The 17,977-nt window shown below is 64.2% G+C and carries 20 protein-coding genes; 18 read left to right on the top strand and 2 right to left on the bottom strand.

From position 1 onward, the window contains the following. The first annotated feature begins 44 nt into the window (after positions 1-44). The 4 genes from H0485_RS04200 (at position 45) to H0485_RS04215 (ending at position 4,271) form a co-directional block, all read left to right on the top strand. Entirely contained in the window at positions 45-509 is a 465-nt protein-coding gene (locus tag H0485_RS04200; RefSeq protein ID WP_226934112.1) for a c-type cytochrome, read from the top strand. 373 nt (positions 510-882) lie between these two features. Continuing rightward, positions 883-2,688 carry a methanol/ethanol family PQQ-dependent dehydrogenase gene (locus H0485_RS04205; protein ID WP_226934113.1) on the top strand — a complete coding sequence of 602 codons (1,806 nt, stop codon included), beginning with the start codon at positions 883-885 and terminating at the stop codon, positions 2,686-2,688. 210 nt (positions 2,689-2,898) lie between these two features. Further along, positions 2,899-3,414, top strand: a complete 516-nt coding sequence (locus H0485_RS04210; RefSeq protein WP_435531474.1) for a c-type cytochrome, methanol metabolism-related — start codon at positions 2,899-2,901, stop codon at positions 3,412-3,414. Between the two features lie 2 nt (positions 3,415-3,416). Next, positions 3,417-4,271, top strand: coding sequence for a substrate-binding domain-containing protein (locus H0485_RS04215; RefSeq protein WP_226934114.1), 855 nt, complete (start codon positions 3,417-3,419; stop codon positions 4,269-4,271). Positions 4,272-4,350: 79 nt separating this feature from the next. Here H0485_RS04215 and H0485_RS04220 read toward each other — a convergent pair whose 3' ends face one another. After that, positions 4,351-5,265 (bottom strand): YncE family protein, encoded by a 915-nt coding sequence (locus H0485_RS04220; RefSeq protein ID WP_226934115.1) that lies wholly within the window; start codon positions 5,263-5,265, stop codon positions 4,351-4,353. Positions 5,266-5,330: 65 nt separating this feature from the next. Next, positions 5,331-5,861 (bottom strand): SRPBCC family protein, encoded by a 531-nt coding sequence (locus H0485_RS04225; RefSeq protein WP_226934116.1) that lies wholly within the window; start codon positions 5,859-5,861, stop codon positions 5,331-5,333. Positions 5,862-6,055: 194 nt separating this feature from the next. Between H0485_RS04225 and H0485_RS04230 the strand changes: the two genes are divergently transcribed. From H0485_RS04230 to H0485_RS04295, 14 genes are all read left to right on the top strand, one after another. Next, positions 6,056-7,237 (top strand): ABC transporter substrate-binding protein, encoded by a 1,182-nt coding sequence (locus H0485_RS04230; RefSeq protein WP_226934117.1) that lies wholly within the window; start codon positions 6,056-6,058, stop codon positions 7,235-7,237. 12 nt (positions 7,238-7,249) lie between these two features. Next, positions 7,250-8,224, top strand: a complete 975-nt coding sequence (locus H0485_RS04235; protein WP_226934118.1) for a PQQ-dependent catabolism-associated beta-propeller protein — start codon at positions 7,250-7,252, stop codon at positions 8,222-8,224. A 12-nt stretch (positions 8,225-8,236) separates the two neighbouring features. Then, a complete protein-coding gene (locus H0485_RS04240; RefSeq protein ID WP_226934119.1) occupies positions 8,237-8,677 on the top strand; it encodes a cupredoxin domain-containing protein in 441 nt (146 codons plus the stop codon). 43 nt (positions 8,678-8,720) lie between these two features. After that, positions 8,721-8,975: a PepSY domain-containing protein gene (locus H0485_RS04245; protein WP_226934120.1), complete on the top strand. Its 255-nt coding sequence runs from the start codon at positions 8,721-8,723 to the stop codon at positions 8,973-8,975. Continuing rightward, positions 8,972-9,754: an ATP-binding cassette domain-containing protein gene (locus tag H0485_RS04250; protein ID WP_226934121.1), complete on the top strand. Its 783-nt coding sequence runs from the start codon at positions 8,972-8,974 to the stop codon at positions 9,752-9,754. Before H0485_RS04245 ends, H0485_RS04250 begins: the two co-directional genes overlap by 4 nt. Beyond that, positions 9,751-10,548, top strand: coding sequence for an ABC transporter permease (locus tag H0485_RS04255; RefSeq protein WP_226934122.1), 798 nt, complete (start codon positions 9,751-9,753; stop codon positions 10,546-10,548). Before H0485_RS04250 ends, H0485_RS04255 begins: the two co-directional genes overlap by 4 nt. A gap of 65 nt (positions 10,549-10,613) precedes the next feature. Beyond that, entirely contained in the window at positions 10,614-11,225 is a 612-nt protein-coding gene (locus H0485_RS04260; protein ID WP_435531477.1) for a hypothetical protein, read from the top strand. Between the two features lie 179 nt (positions 11,226-11,404). After that, the gene (locus tag H0485_RS04265; RefSeq protein ID WP_435531475.1) at positions 11,405-12,103 is read left to right on the top strand and encodes a response regulator; all 699 of its coding nucleotides are present in this window, start codon (positions 11,405-11,407) and stop codon (positions 12,101-12,103) included. A gap of 16 nt (positions 12,104-12,119) precedes the next feature. Next, positions 12,120-13,298 (top strand): FIST N-terminal domain-containing protein, encoded by a 1,179-nt coding sequence (locus H0485_RS04270; RefSeq protein WP_226934124.1) that lies wholly within the window; start codon positions 12,120-12,122, stop codon positions 13,296-13,298. Beyond that, a complete protein-coding gene (locus H0485_RS04275) occupies positions 13,279-14,637 on the top strand; it encodes an ATP-binding protein (RefSeq protein ID WP_226934125.1) in 1,359 nt (452 codons plus the stop codon). Before H0485_RS04270 ends, H0485_RS04275 begins: the two co-directional genes overlap by 20 nt. Then, the gene (locus tag H0485_RS21805; protein ID WP_226934126.1) at positions 14,634-16,175 is read left to right on the top strand and encodes a sensor histidine kinase; all 1,542 of its coding nucleotides are present in this window, start codon (positions 14,634-14,636) and stop codon (positions 16,173-16,175) included. Before H0485_RS04275 ends, H0485_RS21805 begins: the two co-directional genes overlap by 4 nt. Next, positions 16,175-16,870, top strand: coding sequence for a response regulator transcription factor (locus H0485_RS04285; RefSeq protein ID WP_226934127.1), 696 nt, complete (start codon positions 16,175-16,177; stop codon positions 16,868-16,870). Before H0485_RS21805 ends, H0485_RS04285 begins: the two co-directional genes overlap by 1 nt. Continuing rightward, positions 16,870-17,577, top strand: coding sequence for a hypothetical protein (locus H0485_RS04290; protein ID WP_226934128.1), 708 nt, complete (start codon positions 16,870-16,872; stop codon positions 17,575-17,577). Before H0485_RS04285 ends, H0485_RS04290 begins: the two co-directional genes overlap by 1 nt. Before the next feature lie 8 nt (positions 17,578-17,585). Beyond that, positions 17,586-17,954 (top strand): hypothetical protein, encoded by a 369-nt coding sequence (locus tag H0485_RS04295; protein WP_435531478.1) that lies wholly within the window; start codon positions 17,586-17,588, stop codon positions 17,952-17,954. Positions 17,955-17,977 lie beyond the last annotated feature (23 nt).

The following is a 17,977-nucleotide window of genomic DNA, read 5'->3' on the forward strand; positions in this document are numbered from 1 at the left end:
GTCGGGGATGACCTGTCATCACAACCTTAAGGAGTTTATCCGGTATGTCACGCAACCTGAAGGCAGCAAGCCTGGGCCTGATCATCGCCACTTTCACCGCGCTGCCGGTGCTGGCAGAAGGCGATATCGCCAAGGGCGAGAAAGTTTTCAAAAAATGCGCCGCCTGCCACACGGTCGAGAATGATGGCTCGAAACGGGCAGGCCCGCATCTCGAAGGCATCATTGGCCGGACCAGCGCCGCTGTTGAGGGCTTTGCCTATTCGGGCAAGATGAAAGAACTCGGCGCTGAGGGCCACATCTGGACCGCAGAAGAGCTGGAGAAGTTCCTCGAAAATCCGAAGAAAATGGTGCCGGGCACCAAGATGAGCTTTGCCGGTCTGAAAAAGCCGGAAGAGCGCACTGACCTCGTGGCCTATCTGGCCAGCCTCGGCGGCGCTGCAGCCACCGAAGAGGCGGCACCGGCTGAGGGCGAGGCCGCTCCGGCTGAGACCGAAGCCAGCGGCGGCTGAGACCCGGATCCGGGGCGGGCTTTGCCCGGCCTGTAGCCGGGAAAAGCTGCCAGGACAGGGTCAGGGCGGGTCTCGGGGCCCGGCCTCAGCTTTGAGAAATGACAGGCCGCGCGGGGCGAAATCCTGCGCGGCCTTTTCATATTTTATCCTTGTTTTTAAGGCCGCCGGGGCGGGGTGCCTGATCCCTCATACTTTGGTTGCAACCGCTCTCCTGCGCGTTGACAGCGGGGCGCCGAAGGGCGCTTCATAAGAAACGAATAAGAAATGCCGCTGACCCGCAAGAATCCCGAAACGGGGGGCAGGCCGGCAGCATTCAGGAGCAGGGCGCGGTCTGAGCCGCTGGCCCGGTCGATATCCAGGGAGGAAACTAAGCATGAAGAACGGAGTTTACGGGCTTCTCGCCGGGCTGCTGCTGACAGTGGCATCGCCGGTGCTGGCCAATGAATCGGTCACCGCGCTGGAGGGCGATGCCAAGCAATGGGGCCAGCAGCTCGGCAATTACGCCGGGACGCGCTATTCCGAGCTTGATCAGATCAACAAAGGCAATGTCGGCAAGATGCAGGTCGCCTGGACCTTCTCGACCGGCGTGCTGCGCGGCCATGAAGGCTCGCCGCTGGTGATCGGCGATGTGATGTATGTCCATACGCCCTTCCCGAACGTGGTCTATGCGCTGGATCTGAAGAACGACGGCAAGATCATCTGGAAATATACCCCGACCCAGAACCCGGATGTGATCGGGGTGATGTGCTGCGATACCGTGTATCGCGGCCTCGCCTATGCTGATGACACGATCTATCTGCACCAGGCCGATACCACGCTGGTGGCGCTCGACAGCAAGACCGGCGCGGTGAAATGGTCGGTGGTGAATGGCGACCCGACCAAGGGCGAGACCAATACTGCCACCGTCACCATCGTGCGCGACAAGGTCATCGTCGGCATCTCGGGCGGTGAATATGGCGTGCGCGGCCATGTGACCGCCTATAACACCAAAGACGGCACCCAGGCCTGGCGCGCCTATTCGACCGGCCCGGATGCGGAAATGCTGGTTGACCCGGAAAAGACCACCCATCTCGGCAAGCCGATCGGCAAGGACAGCTCGCTGAACACCTGGGAAGGCGATCAGTGGCAGATCGGTGGCGGCACCACCTGGGGCTGGATCACCTATGATCCCGAGCTGGACCTGATCTATTACGGCACCGGCAACCCCTCGACCTGGAACCCGGCGCAGCGCCCCGGCGATAACCGCTGGTCGATGACCATCATGGCCCGTAACCCCGATACCGGCATGGCCAAATGGTTCTATCAGAAGACCCCGCATGACGAATGGGACTTTGACGGCATCAACGAAAACATCCTGACCGATCAGGAAATCGACGGGAAGATGCGCAAGCTTCTGACCAATTTCGACCGCAACGGCTTTGGCTATACCCTGGACCGTGAAACCGGTGAGCTGCTGGTCGCCGAAAAGTTTGACCCGGCGGTCAACTGGGCGACCCATGTTGAGATGGACCCGGCCTCGGATCAGTATGGCCGCCCGCAGGTTGTGGCGGAATATTCGACCGAGCAGAATGGCGAGGATACCAACTCGACCGGTATCTGCCCGGCAGCGCTTGGCTCGAAAGACCAGCAGCCCGCCACCTATTCGCCCAAGACCGAGCTGTTCTACGTGCCGACCAACCACGTCTGCATGGATTACGAGCCGTTCCGGGTGAGCTATACTGCCGGTCAGCCCTATGTCGGCGCCACGCTCTCGATGTTCCCGGCCCCGAACAGCCATGGCGGCATGGGCAATTTCATCGCCTGGGATGCGAAAGAGGGTAAGATCAAATGGTCCTTGCCCGAGCAGTTCTCGGTCTGGTCGGGGGCTATGGCGACGGCAGGCGATATCGTCTTCTACGGCACGCTTGAGGGCTATCTGAAGGCCGTCGACTCGGAGACCGGTGAAGAGCTTTATCGCTTCAAAACCCCCTCGGGTATCATCGGTAACGTCTTCACCTATGAGCTGGAGGGCAAGCAGTATGTCGGCGTCCTCTCGGGGATCGGCGGCTGGGCCGGGATCGGTCTGGCAGCGGGTCTGACCAATGCCAATGACGGCCTTGGCGCGGTCGGCGGCTATGCAGCGCTTTCCGATTACACTGCGCTCGGCGGTCAGCTGACCATCTTCAAACTGCCGGACTAAGCCCGGGCTAAGCGGATAAACCACGCTCAGTCTGAGCGGAAACCGGTTGCAACAAAGAGGCCGCCCCGCGAAATCGGGGCGGTTTTTCGCTGTTAAATCCGGTGCTTCGTCAATGGGCCGTTGCAGGCTTATGGCCAAACTAAAGTTGCATATGCGCGATCATCCCCGGGGGTTAGGATTTTTCCCTGAGGAATCTGGGAGGATTATCACATGAAATACCGCGCGCCGATTCTCGGGCTTGCTCTGTTCATGGCAGGCGGCGCTCTTGCGGAAACGCCTGCGCTCGATACTGCAGCAGCGACGGATGATGGTATTCGCTGGCGCAACGCAGAAGACGTTCCGACCTTTAAGATCGCTGAGGATGGCACGATCGACTGGCCGACCTTCTCGGGCTATCGCCGCTATCACGCGGAATGCCATGTCTGCCATGGCCCGGATGGTGAGGGTTCGACCTATGCACCGGCGCTGAAAACCTCGGCGGTGACGATGGATTATTATGATTTCATTGGCATTGTCGCCAGCGGCAAGCAAGAGATCAATTCGGCGCAGAACCAGGTCATGCCAGCCTTTGGCACCAATCCGAATGTCATGTGCTATCTCGACGATATTTACACCTATCTGCGCGCCCGTGGCACCGAAGAGATCCCGCGTGGCCGTCCGGCGAAAAAAGTCGCCAAATCCGAGGCCTATGCCGCGGCCGAGGCTGAATGCATGGGGGCAGGCTGATCATGGTGGCCCGCAACCGCCGGGGCGGCTCGCGCCGGATCCTGCGCTGCGGCCTCATTGCGCTGCCGCTGGCCTTGCTGCTCGGCACGGCAGCGCCGGCCCAGGTGGCCGATCTGGTCGACCGCAGCCTGTTGCGGGTCTGTGCGGATCCGGCCAACCGCCCGATGTCGGCCGAGGATGGCAGCGGCTTTGAGAATAAGATCGCTGACTTCCTCGCGGCCGAAATGGGGCTGAAGGTGCAATATACCTGGTTTCCCCAGGTGATCGGCTTCGTGCGCCAGACCCTGTCCCTGGGCAAATGCGATCTGGTGATCGGTTTCGCCCAGGGCGATGAGCTGGTGCTCAATACCAATCATTACTACACCTCAACCCATGTGCTGGTGGTGCGCGCCGATGGCGCGCTGGCCGGGGTCAGCGAACTCTCTGATCCGGCTTTGCAGGGCAAAAAGCTGGGCGTGGTGGCCGGGTCGCCGCCCGCCACCCATGTGGCGCGGCTGGGGCTGATGAAGCTGGCCCGGCCCTATGATCTGATGACCGACCGCCGGGTCGAGGATCCGGCCGGGGATATGCTGCGCGATGTGGCGTCAGGGCTGACCGATGGCGCGCTGATGTGGGGGCCGCTGGCCGGTCCGCTGGCTAAAAACCAGCCCGGGCTGAAGGTGATCCCGCTGGTGAAAGAAACCCTGCCGCCGCGGCTGTTCTTCCGCATCACCATGGGGGTGCGCGCCGGCGAGGATGTCTGGAAGCGCGAGCTGAACAGCCTGATCCGCCGCCAGCAGGAGGGGATCAATGCCATCCTGCGCGAGGCGGGCGTGCCGCTGGTCGATGATTACGGCAAGGAACTGCTGGCCCCCTGAAAGGGGCTGGCAGGCACCGTCGCCAAACACCCGCCACTGGCGGGTGTTTTTATGCTGCGGCTCAGGGCGGGGCGGTGGTTCAGGGCAGGGCGGTGGTGAAGCGGCCAAAGGCGCGCGGACCTGCAGGCATATCGAGGCTGTCGATCAGCCCAAGGCTTTGCGCATCAAAGACCTGCAGGCTGTCGCTGAACCAGCAGGCCACCAGCAGCCGCCCCTCAGAGGTGACGGCGAGGCCCTCGGGATACTCATCGGTGGCGATCTCGCCGGTCACCTTCAGGGTTTCGGCATCAAATACCGTGACGCTGGCGGAATATTGATTGCTGACAAAGCCGCGCTGCCCGGCAAAGGCAATCGCATAGGGGCGCGCGCCGGTGGGGATGCGCACCAGCTCGGCCCCCTCGGCAATGTCTATGACGCTGATACTGTCTTCATAGACATTGCTCACATAGGCCCGGCCCTGATGCAGGGTCACGCCAAAGGGATGGGCGCCGGTCTTCACCTCCTGGGGCTCGCGCCCGGGGCGCAGGATGGTCACGCTGTCGGCATCGCGGTTTGCCACCACGATCACCCCCTCCGCCATATCGACGCCCGAGGCGGCAGGGCCGACCGGCCAGCGCGCGATCTCCTGGCCATCGAGCGGATCAATCTCGCGCAGAACCCCCTCCCAGCCCGTCACCAGTGCCGTGCCGGTTTCGGGGCGGATTGCCAGGCCGAAAGGCTCGCCCGCCAGCGGCCAGGCGCCGAGCTTTTTGCCCTGCAGATCAAAGACCGCCAGTTCGCGGCTTTCGACCGCGATGGCCATCACCCGGCCGCGGCTGCCGTCACTGGCCACCGCGGCGGGTTTGCCGGGCAAAGCGATCTCAGCCAGCACGCTCAGGGAGGCGGTATCGATCAGGCTCAGCGCCCCGGCATTCTGCGAGGTCACCGCCGCCAGATCGGCATGGGCGGGCCAGGCTGACAGCAGCGAGACGATCAGCCCGGCCATCGCCCTCATCGGGTTGCCCTCATCGCTGCGCCCTCATCGCTGCGCCCTCATCTCTGGCCCTCATCGCTACGCCCTCAGCCAGCGGCGCCGAATTTTGCCACCAGCGCATCGATGATCTGCTGATGCAGGGCTTCGACATTGGCCGTCGAGGCCTCATCATTCTGATCCGCGGGCGGGTCGTTTTGCGGGAAGGCGCGGTAGAAAGCGCCCTTCACCTCAACCTTCGCCTTGCCGCCCTCATCCTTAATCGTCAGATGCAGCGCGTAATTGGTGGCCAGAACATAGGCCGGATTATCCTCGGTAAGCCGGGTTGAAATGGCGAATTTTTTGTCGTCGCGCTTGAGCAGCTCTTCGGTGATCACAATGCCATCGGCGAGGCTGCGCTTGCGCAGAGCGCCTTTCTCATTGCCCTCAGCCGCAATCGTTCCGGCCCCGGGCAGCCAGGACATATCCTCAAAGCTGCCGATTGCCGCCCAGACTTCCCCGGGGCTGGCATTCAGGATCACCGCCTGATCGGTCTTCAGGCGCGAGGGGCCATGCGCCTGGGCCGCACCGGCAATCACGGCAAAAAGCGCCACCAGCGCAAGGGTCAGTTTCCGCATCATTCATTCCTCCGGGGGGATGGCCGGGGTATATTTCCCGGGCCTGTCGGGAAAAGATGCTTTTCCCGCCCGGTGATTTTCAATCAGACAAAAGTATTATGGCCATTGAAAACATGGACTTATAATTTTTTTATTAAGAATTAACGCTTCCCCTGGCCAGGCCTCGTGTGCCTGACTTCGCGCTGAGGGAGAGACAGATGCACAGATATGCCCCGGCTGCGGCTGCAGCCCTGATCCTTGCAGGTTTTACGGCCCCTGCTTTAGCTGAAACCGCATATCGCGCCGCGGTGCTGCGGGTGGATAAGGCCGGCGCGATGCCGATCTCGCGTCTTGATCTGCCGCCCGCCGATCTGGGCTTTGCCGGGGGGCAGCTGGGCAATGATGACAATGCCACCACCGGCGCTTTCATGGGGCAGATCTTCACCACCGAGCAGGTGGCGGCAACGCCCGAGACCGCCGGCGAGGCGCTGGAAAAGCTGCTGGGCGCGGGGGTAGAATGGGTGGTGGTGCTGGCCGATGCGCCGACCACGCTGGCCCTGGCAGATCAGGCGGGTGAGCGGGCGCTGATCTTTAATGCCGGATCTTCGGCTGACAGTCTGCGCGGTCAGGATTGCCGGGCGAATATGCTGCATCTTGCGCCCTCGGATCAGATGCTGGCCGATGCTCTGGCGCAATATCTGGCCTGGAAGCGCTGGGATGAATGGGTGCTGATCTATGGCAGCCATCCCGAGGATCAGGATCTGGCCGGGGCTTACCGCAAGGCGGCGACAAAATTCGGCCTCTCGATCGTGGCCGAGAAGGTTTATGAGGATACCGGCGGCGCAAGGCGCACCGATTCCGGCCATATTCAGGTGCAAAAGCAGATGCCGGTCTTCACCCAGGGCTTCCCGGCCCATGATGTGGTGGTGAGCGCCGATCAGGCCGGGGTCTTTGCCGACTGGCTGCCCTGGCATACCTGGGATCCGCGCCCGGTGGCGGGTTCGGCCGGGCTGAAGCCGGTCTCCTGGCATCCGGCGCATGAGGCCTGGGGCGGCACCCAGTTCCATACCCGTTTTGAGAAGCTGGCCGGTCGTGCCGCCAGGCCCGAGGATTACAACACCTGGATGGCACTTCGCGTGATCGGCGAGGGGGCGAGCCGCACCTCTGGCGGCGACCGCGCCGCGGTCGAGGCCTTCATCCGCTCAGAGGAGTTCGGCCTGGCCGCTTTTAAGGGCCAGGGGCTGAATTTCCGCGACTGGGATGGCCAGCTGCGCCAGCCGGTGCTGCTGGTGACGGATAATGTCGTCGCCTCGGTCAGCCCCCAGGAGGAATTTCTGCATCAGACCAGTCAGCTCGACACTCTGGGCATCGACCGGCCCGAGACCGGGTGCAAATTTTAACAGGGAGGAAAGATGAAACGCGTTCTCATCGCCACATTGCTTTGCGGCACGACCCTGGGGGCAACCCCGGTTCTGGCTGATAAGATTTTTGTTTCAAACGAAAAAGGCAATTCCATCTCGGTGCTCGACAGCACCAGCCTTGCGGTGATCCATACGATTGAGGGCATTCAGCGCCCGCGCGGCATCACCGCCTCGCCGGATGGCAAGACCATTTATGTCTGCGCCTCGGATGACAATCTGGTGCGGGTGTTCGACGCCGCGACCTATGCGGAACTGCCCGCTTTGCCCTCGGGGCCGGATCCTGAGCTTTTCGTCATGCATCCCGATGGCAAAAAGCTGTTCATCGCCAATGAGGATGACAATATCGTCACCGTGGTTGATGTTGAGACCCGTCAGGTGCTGGCCGAAGTGCCGGTCGGGGTTGAGCCGGAGGGGATGGGGGTCTCGCCCGATGGCAAGATCGTGGTCAATACCTCTGAGACCACCAATATGGCGCATCTGATCGACAGCGAGAGCTATGAGATCGTGGCCAATGTGCTGGTCGACAGCCGGCCGCGCTTCGCCGAATATACACCCGATGGTAAAATCCTCTTCGTCACTGCCGAGATCGGCGGCACGGTTTCGGTGATTGATACCGCCTCTGCCGCGATCACCAGCAAGATTACTTTTGAGGTGGCGGGTGTTCTGCCCGAGGCTTTGCAGCCGGTCGGTCTGCGCGTCACGCCGGATGGAACCAAGGCCTATGTCGCGCTCGGGCCGGCCAACCGGGTGGCGGTGATCGATATCGCCTCGATGGAGGTGAAAGATTACCTGCTGGTCGGTCAGCGGGTCTGGCAGCTCGGCTTCTCGCCCGACGGCTCGAAACTCTACACAACCAACGGCAATTCCAACGATATTTCGGTGATCGACGTGGCCTCGGACACGGTCGAGGTCTCGGTCCAGGTGGGCGAACAGCCCTGGGGCATCGTGGCCGTGGCTGCAGAATAAGGGAGAGAGAGGATGAAGATGAAAGCGATTTTCCTGGCGGCGGCTCTGGCGCTGGGCAGCGGCGCGGCGGGGGCGCAGCAGTTTGACTATGGCTTTGCCGGGCTGATGGGCAAGGCCAACCGGGTGACGCTGCCGGATCTGACGCTCGGCTCGGGCAAACCGGTGCAGGAGGCCCCGGTCGATCTGAAATCCGGCGCCTATTACAAAATGAAGATCGTCGCCGATGGCTCGGCCGAGCTGGCTCTGTCGGGCGGTGATTTCTTCCGCGCGATCTGGATCAATGAGATCGTGATCAACAATATCGAAGTGCGGCCCATGGGCGTGCATTCGCTGGAATTTGACGCGGCGGGCGAGGCCGAGATCAGCTTCATCGCCGTGGTGCCCGGCAGTTTCAGCCTGTCGATCCCGGGCTCTTCGGGGGACAGCCAGAAAGCCGTGTTCAACATCCGCTGAGGCCATTTTGCCCGGCCCCGATTTTTCACCAGGAGGAGAGACTATGAAAAAAGTTGTTCTTGCCGCGCTGCTGGCCGGTTTCGCCATGCCCGCTTTTGCCGAAGAAGACAAAGCCACGGCCGAGCAGATCGCTAAGATCGATGAAGTGCTGGCGGCGATGAGCTGCGAGGTCGACAGCGACAATATCGAGCTCGAGGATGATGGCAGCTTCGATCTCGACGATGTGATCTGTGCCGATGGCCAGTATGACGTCAAGCTGAACGCTGATTTCACCGAGAAAGAGCGTCGGAAAGAATGAGCAGTTCCAGCGGCGCGGCGGCTGCAATCGCCGCGCCTGCGGCCAGATCAGCCGACCTGCCGCCTGCACTTGAGGTGCGGGCGGTCTCGCATCGTTTCGGCGCTTTGCAGGCGCTGAAGGATGTCAGCTTTCAGATCGGGCGCGGCGAATTCTGTACTCTGCTCGGGGTGAACGGCGCAGGCAAAACCACGCTGTTCTCGCTGATCACCCGGCTCTACACCTCGACCTCGGGCTATATCGGTGTGGCGGGCCATGATGCCAGGCGCGCGCCGCGCGAGGCTTTGTCACGGATTGGCGTGGTGTTTCAGAGCCGGGCGCTCGATGGCGATCTGACCCTGACACAGAATTTGCAGTATCATGCCGCGCTGCATGGCATCTCGCGGCCGAAAGCGCGGATCCGTATCGGCGAGGTGCTGGAGCTGGTCGGATTGTCCGATAAAGCAGGCGCGCGCGCCTCGACGCTTTCGGGCGGCCAGCAGCGCCGGGCTGAGGTGGCGCGGGCGCTGCTGCACCGGCCTGAACTTTTGCTCCTTGATGAGGCTACGGCGGGGCTGGATCTGCGGGCCCGGGCTGACCTGCTCAGCCTGGTGCGGCGGCTGATCGCCTCGGAGGGGGTCTCAACCCTTTGGGCCACACATATTTTTGAGGAAATTGCGCCGCAGGATCATATCGTTGTGCTGCATAAAGGCGCGGTTCTGGCCGATGCCTCTGCGGCGGCGCTGGCCGCAGGCGGTGATCTTGGCGAGGCCTTCCTCAGCCTGACCGGAGGGGCCAGATGAACGGCTGGCTGATTGCTTTTTCGGGGATCGCCCGGCGCGAATTCCTGCGCTTCACCCGCCAGCGCGAGCGCTTTCTGGCGGCGCTGGTGCGGCCGCTGGTCTGGCTGTTCATCTTTGCCGCCGGCTTTCGCTCGGTGCTCGGCGTCTCGATCACGCCGCCTTACAAGACCTATGTGCTCTATGAGGTCTATGTCACGCCGGGGCTCTGCGGGATGATCTTGCTGTTTTCCGGCATGCAAAGCTCGCTTTCCATGGTCTATGACCGCGAGACCGGGGCGATGCGCAGCCTGCTGGTCAGCCCCTATCCGCGCTGGTTCCTTCTTTGTTCTAAATTGCTGGCCGCGGTGCTGGTGGCCAGCCTGCAGGTCTATGCCTTCCTGGTGATCGCCTATTTCTGGGGCGTGCGCCCGCCGGCGCTGGGCTGGCTGACGGTTTTCCCGGCCCTGGTGCTGGCGGGGGTGATGCTGGGATCGCTGGGGCTGCTGATCTCTTCGGCGATCCGGCAGCTGGAGAATTTCGCCGGGGTGATGAATTTCGTGATCTTCCCGATGTTTTTCGCCTCATCTGCGCTCTACCCTCTATGGCGGATGCGCGAGGCCAGCCCGCTGTTGCATCAGATCTGCCTGTGGAACCCCTTCACCCATTCGGTCGAGTTGATCCGTTTCGCGCTTTACGGTCAGATTGACCCGCGCTCGCTGGCGGTGACTTTGGGCTGCACCATCGTGTTCTTCGGGGCGACGGTGGTGATGTATGATCCGGCCCGCGGGCTGTGGCGTGGCAGGCGCGGCGGCTGAGCTATGGCGCCTGAGCTTTGGCGGTTGGGGCCGAAACAGCGGTTCGGGGAGGAAGGGTGATGCGGATGAAATCTCTGGCTTTGGGGCTGATCGGGCTGATGCTGGCAGGGCCGGTGCAGGCCGGGGGGCCGGTTGATCCGGACTGGCCCTGTATTCAGCGCCGCCAGCCCGCTTTGTCGCTGGCCCAGGTCTGGTCCGGCCCGCTGCCCGGGGCCCAGGGGGATGCACCGGCTGAAGCGGGGGCAGGGGGGCCTGGCCCGGCTCTGCTGGCTCTGAGCCAGCAGCTGGCTTTGCGCCGCACCAGCCTTGAGCAGGCCGAAGAGCTGGTCGGGGGTTTTGCCGCCAGCGCCGGGCCTGAAGAGCTGACCGCGCTGTTCGTCGCCACTTTTGAGAATATCCAGAGCCAGCGCAACCGGGTGATGGCCGGGATCACCCGCTATGCTCATAAGCAGGAGGCGCTCGACGCGCAGATTGTTGAGCTGCGCCACGGCTTTGCCAGCGCCAGCGCGGCGGCTGATCCCGATTTCGACCAGCTCGACAGGATGGAGGCCGATCTCGACTGGATGACGCGGATTTTTCAGGACCGGCAGCAGTCGCTGACCTATGTCTGTGAGACCCCGGTGATTCTGGAGCAGCGCGCCTTTGCCATTGGCCGGATCATCGCGGCCCGGCTCTGAGCCGGGCCAGGCCAGGCTGATATTGGCCGGCGCAGAAACCTGGTATCCGGTAAAAATGGCCTGAATGGCGCAAAGGATATTCCCCGGGGAAAATAACCCTCGCATCGCCGCGGTAAACACTTATGATTTCCTCAGCGTAACCGGAGTGGAGGCTGGTTGCGCTGTTACCGGGAGGAATCATGGAACATCATTCTGTGAGGGATGCGGAGCTTCGTTCCGTGTCCGGTGATTTTGTGCCGCGGCGCGATATTCTGATCGTCGATGATCATCCGCTGATGTGTGAGGCGCTCAGCACCACGCTCGCGCATGCCTTTGGCCATCCGCGCATCCGTCAGGCGGCCAGCCTTGCTGCGGCTGAGGCCAGCATCCGCAGTGACGGCGCGCCGGATGCGGTGGTGCTGGATCTGACTTTGCCCGATGTGCGCGGCATTGAGGGGGTGGTGACTTTGCGCAACCGCCTGCCGGGCACGCCGCTGACGGTGATCTCGGCCGAGGTCGATCCGATGATGGTGGCGGCGGCCATGGGGGCGGGGGCTTCGGGCTTTATAGCCAAATCCCTGCCGCGCGCCGAGCTGGTGCAGGCTTTCCGGCGGCAATGGGCCGGTGAGGTGGTGCTGCCCGAAGGCTATGAGGAAGATACGCCCGCCAGCAATGACACCGCCGTTCTGGCGCAGAATTTTGCTTCGCTGACGCCGCAGCAGATGAATATTCTGCGGCTGATCTGCCAGGGCTCGCCCAATAAGATCATCAGCTATGAGCTGTCGATCGCCGAGGCGACGGTGAAAACCCATATCGCGGCGATCATGTCGAAGATCAATGTGCAAAACCGCACCCAGGCCGCGCTGCTTGCAAGCAAGGCAAGGCTGTTCTCGCGCTGATATGCAGAAATCAGGCGTGCAACCGAAGGAAGCTTTGCATCCGCTCCGGCCTCAGGTCGTCCTTGCCGGTGCCGGCGGGGCCAGTGCGGGCGGGGTCGGCACCGGGGCCGAGATCATCGCTCGACTGGCGGGCTGCGATCCGGCTTTGGTGCTGATTTTCACCGGCGATGGCGCGGTGGTGGCGCCGCTCAGCGCCGAGCTCTCCGCCGCCTTTGGACCGGCCTGCCGGGTGCTGGCCTGCTCCTCTGCCGGCGGATTTGCCTTTGACGGCTATGATGATGACTCGGTGATTGCCATTGCTTTTCCGGCTGCGACTTTCAGCGCCGGGGCGGTCTGGCTGAACAATCTGCGCCAGCAGATGGCGCTCGACTGGATGATGGCTTTGCGCGGGCTGGGCGAGGCTTTCCCGGCCTCGGCCGGGCGCAACCGCTTTGGCCTGTTGCTGATCGATGGCATGAGCGGGCGCGAGGAACTGGTGACCACCACGGTGGATGCCACTCTGCCCGATCTGCTGGTGCTGGGCGGCTCGGCGGGGGATGGTCTGCGCTTTGATCAGACCCATCTGGCCATGGATGGCGAAACCCGGCCGCAAAGCGCGTTGTTCTGCCTTGTCAGCACCGATTTCGCGGTGGAAGAGGTGATTTTTGATCACTTCCTGCCGCTGGGCTCGACCATGGTGGTGACCGAGGCTGATCCCGATGCAAGGCTGATCCATGAGATTAATGCCGAGCCTGCCGCCCAGGAATATGCCCGGATGATCGGCGTTGACCCGGCGGCGCTCTCGCCGCGCGATTTCGCCGAAAACCCTTTGCTTGAGCGCACCGGCGGGCGGCATTTCGTGCGGGCCATCACTTCGGTCACCCGCAGCGGCGCGCTGAAACTGCTTTCGGCGGTCGAGCCGGGCACATTGCTGACCATTGGCAGGCCGGAAAGCCTGACCGAGGGGCTGCGCTCGCGGATGGAGCAGATCGGCCCGGCCGAGCTGGTGCTGGGCTTTGACTGTATCCTGCGCCGCATTGCGGTCGAGGAGGCGGGCGAGCAGGCCACGGTCGGGCAATTATGCCGCGATTACCGCATTGCCGGCTTTAACACCTATGGCGAGCAGCATGGCGGTATCCATGTGAACCAGACTTTCGTCGGGCTGGCGCTGCTCGATCGTGGCAAGAAGGGCGGGGATGATGCTGCGGGACAGTGATCCGCCCGAACGCCAGATCGAGAAGCTGCAGCGGATCAATGAGGCTCTGGTTGGACGGCTCGAACGCATTCAGGAGCAGCGCGGCCCCTCTTATGCGCTGACCCGGACCGCGGCGGTGCTCGAGCGCGAGGTCATGGCGCGCAACCGCGATCTTGAGGCGGCGCTGACCGATCTGGCGCGCACCAATACCGAACTGGCCCGGGCCCGCGAAAGCGCCGATGAGGCCAATCGCGCCAAATCGCGTTTCCTGCGTGCCGCCAGCCATGACCTGCTGCAGCCGCTCTCTGCCGCGCGGCTGTTTCTGTCGCATCTGGCCGAGCTGTCGCCGATGCCCGACCAGCAGGCTTTGCTGTCGCATCTGACCGAAACCATTGAATCGGCGGAAGAACTGATCCGGGCTTTGTCAGATATTGCCCGGCTCGACAGCCGTAATTTCGCGATGAACCCGGGGCCGGTGGCGATTGGCCGGCTGTTCCGGCGGCTGATCATCGATATGCAGCCCCAGGCTGCGGCGCGCGGCATTGATCTGCGCTTCGTCGCCTCGGCGGTCACCGTGGAAAGCGATCCGGTCTATCTGCGCCAGATCGCGCAGAACCTGATCGGCAATGCGCTGAAATATACCAGCGGGCGGCGGGTTCTGGTCGGGCTGCGCCGTGATGGCGATCACGTCTGGCTCGAGGTGCTGGATGAGGGGCCGGGCATTGCTCTGCGCGATCAGGAGCGGATCTTTAACGAATTTGAGCGGCTGTCGCGCTCGCAGCAGGCCGGGCACGGGCTGGGTCTGTCGATTGTTCAGCGCGCCTGTCAGCAGCTGGGGCACCGCCTTGAGCTGCGCTCCGAACCGGGGCGGGGCTCATGTTTCAGGGTGGCGCTGCCGGTGATGCGCCGGATCGAAGGGGCGGTGCCGCCGGGGGCGCAGGCCCTGCCGGTGCGCGCCACCATTCCGCTGGCCGGGCGCAGGGTGCTGGTGATCGAGAATGATGATGCGATGCGCCGCGCCTTCAGCTTCCTGCTCAATGGCTGGGGCATGGAGGTCTCGGCCACTTCGGAAATTGCCACCGCCCGCCGTTTTGCCCGCGCCCAGGCCCCGGATGTGGTGCTGAGTGATTACCGGCTTGATGATGGCGAGACTGGATTCCAGGCGCTGGATCTGCTCGAGGCGGATCTGGGCCATAGCCTGCCCGCGCTGATCGTCAGCGCCGAGACCGCCGAATTCATTCATGCCGAGGCGGGCAACCGTCCGGTTGAGGTGCTGACCAAGCCGGTGGCCGAGCATGAGCTGCGCCGCGGCCTGGCCTTTGCGATCCAGAATCATATCCGCCAGGGAGGCTCGGGGTGAAATGCCGGCCCAGCCTTTCGGCGCGGCTCTGGCTCGGGGCGCTGTCGCTGGCCTTGCTGGCGATGCTGGCCGCCTGGCTGGCGGCCTGGGGTGCGGGCAGGCTGCATGGCTATGCCTCAGAGGCCCTGGCGGCGCGCAGCCGGACCGAGGCCTATGCCGCCTTTCAGGCGCGCGAGGGGGAATGGCTGTTTGGCTGGCTGACCTCGGCTCTGGTGCGCGACAGCGCCGGGCAGAGCCAGACCATGCCCCAGCCGCCGGATCCCGGGCCGGTGCTGGCGGCGCTGGATCTGCTCGACCAGCTGGTGGCCGGGGATCTGGCGGGCCAGGCCGGGGTGGTCGCCGGTCCGGGCAGTATCCATCTGACCCCGGCCCGGCTGCGCGCGCTGTTTCAGGGGCTGGAGACGGCGTTGCAGAACGCGCCTCCCGACAGCCCGACCGGACAGATGGCGCTGAATTATCATGCCATCCGCGCCCAGCCCTTGCTGCTGCGCGCGCTCGAACAGGAGCGCCAGCGCCATGATGAGGCACTGGCGGCGATGGAGGATCTGCGCCAGCCCCTGCGCCTCACCGCCGCGCTGATCGCGCTGGCCGCGCCTCTGGTGCTGGCCGGGCTCTATCTCACCGTGCTCAGCCCGCTGTTTCGCCGCCTGCGCGAGGCGACCCGGGCGGCACCGGAACTGGCCACCGGGCGGCTGCCGCCGGGGGCGGGGGGGCATGATGAGCTGGGGCTGATGTTTGCCCGCCAGCGCCAGATGGCGGCGCGGCTGGGCCGGCGCCGCAGTCATCTGGAACAGGAGGTGAACGCCCGCACCGCTGATCTGGCCGGGGCCAATGCGCGGCTGGCGCGGATCGACAGCAACCGGCGCCGCTTTTTTGCCGATGTCGGCCATGAGCTGCGCACGCCGCTGACGGTGATCCTTGGCGAGGCCGAGCTGGGGGCCGGACATGCCGATCCGCAGGTCCGCGCCTCTTTCGCCACCGTCAGCGCCCGGGCGGCGCGCCTGTACCGGCGGACCGAGGATCTGCTGCGCATCGCGCGCTCGGAAAGTGGCCAGCTGGAACTGCAGCCCGGCCCGGTGCCGCTGCAGGCCTGTGTCGAGGCCGCGCTCGGTGATCTGCTGCCGGTTCTGCGCCGGGCAAAGATCACCTGTCACACCGATCTGCCGCCGCTGCTGCTGCGCGCCGATGGCGAATGGCTGCGTCAGGTCTTTGCCGGTTTCTTTGAGAACAGCGCGAAATATGCCGGAGCGGGGGCCGAGCTGCGCATTACCGCGCTGGAGGGGGCACCGGCAGGCTTTGTGCTGCTGCGCATTGCGGATAATGGCCAGGGCCTCACCCCCGGCGCCGGGAAAGATCCGGCACAGCTGCTCGACCGCTTTGCGCGCGGCACCGGCAGCACCGGATCGGGCTTTGGTCTCGGGCTTGCCCTTGCGCATTGGGTTGTGGAAGCTTCGGGTGGCAGGCTGAGCCTTGTCCCGATGCCGCAGGGGCAGGGTTTCGGGCTGGATCTGTTGCTGCCGCTTTGGGAGGAGGGGTAATGGCGCATATTCTGGTGATCGAGGATGATCCCGACATTGCTTCGCTGTTGCAGCGCGGGCTGGGGGCGGCGGGACATCAGGTGGCCTGGGTGGAAACCGCTGCCGCCGCCTTGCAGCATATCAGCAGCCAGGGCTGTGATGCGGCGATCATTGATATGATGCTGGGCGAGGAGAGCGGCGCCGATCTGCTGGCCGGGCTGCGCGCCCAGGGGCACCGGATGCCCGCGATCATGCTCTCGGCTTTGTCGCGGGTCGAGGATCGCAGCGATGGCCTTGCGGCGGGCGCTCAGGATTATGTGGTCAAACCCTTCACTCTGACCGAACTGCTGGCCCGGCTCGAGGTTCAGCTGCGGCTGACCACGCCGCGGGAGACGAGGCTGATGCTCGGGGGGCTGATCTATGATCCCAGATTGCGCAATGTGACCTCGGCCGGTCCGCCGGGCCCGGCGCGCAGCGTGCTGCTGACCGAGCGTGAGGGTGATCTTCTGGCCTGTATGATGGCGGCGCCCGGCGAGGTGCTGACCCGGGGTGCGCTTTTCGATGCGGTCTGGGCCAGCCATGGCGGCTCGACCGAGAATGTCGTTGATGTCTATCTGGGATATCTGCGCCGCAAGCTTGGCAATTTCACCCCTTATGGCCTGAGCCTGCGCACTCTGCGCGGCAAGGGCTTTATCCTGAGCCTTGCGGAGGCATGATGAGACTGCGCGCAATCCTGGGGCGGATGGGGACGACCGGGCTGATCTGCCTGGCGCTGGGCCCCGCTGCGCTCCCCACTTTCAGCCATGCCGGGGGGGTGAGTGATCAGATCATGCAGCCCGGGCTCTATAGCGCCGCCCCCGGGGGGGAAGTGCTGCGCTACCGGGTGGAGCGCAGTCTCGCGCCTGCGCCCGGGGCGGGCTGGCCCGGCGCCGGGCATGGCATCGCGCTGCCCGAGGCGCTGCAGGGGGCGGCGCTGGTACTCGAACGCGCCGAAGCCACGCCGGACCGGCTGCGCCTCACCCTCGCGCCGGATGCCACCGCGCCGGGCCGGGTGCTGAGCGAATTGCCACAGGCCGCGCCCAATCCGGTGCTGCTGTTCTGGCTGGAAAATATCGTGCGCGCCGCTTCGGTTCAGACCGGCGGCAGCCCCTTCTATCTGCGCAACCGCATCCGCGAGGCGCTGGTCGCGGCTGAGATCTCTCCCGATGCGGCGGGCATCAGCCATCTGGAGCTGACCCCTTTCGCCGCGCTGGGTGCAGAGGAGAGGGCCCGGCTCGGCGCTTTTGCCGGATTGCGGCTGCAGCTCCGCTGGCATCAGGCCAGCCCGGGCCGGATCCTCGAACTAAAGGCTGATACCAGCGGGGATGGTGAAGCCGCGCCGGGCGGCTACCATGAACATCTGATCCTGCAGCCGGAGGAATGACGGTGACTTTGCACAGATCCCCCATCCTGGCATCGGGCCTCGCGCTGGGCCTGCTGCCTTTCGCGGCCCTCGGGGCCGATGCGCTGGCCGATGCGCTGAATGATTACCCGACCGAGGCCCGGGCCGAATATGTCTTTGGCTGTATGGCGACCAATGGCCAGAGCCAGGAGGCTTTGCGGCGCTGCTCCTGCTCGATCGATGCGATTGCCGGTATCCTGAGCTATGAGGATTACGTCGCGGCCGAGACCGTGCTCAGGATGCGCCAGGGCGGCGGCGAGCGGGCGGCGATGTTTCGCGGTGGCACGCCGGTGACCATGCGCATCCTTGGCGATCTGCGCCGCGCCCAGGCCGAGGCTGAGATGATCTGCTTTGGCTGAGAGCCTGGGCGCGCTGGGGCTGC

This window comes from Pseudogemmobacter faecipullorum (genome assembly GCF_020539525.1).
GTDB classification, from domain to species: Bacteria; Pseudomonadota; Alphaproteobacteria; order Rhodobacterales; family Rhodobacteraceae; genus Pseudogemmobacter; species Pseudogemmobacter faecipullorum.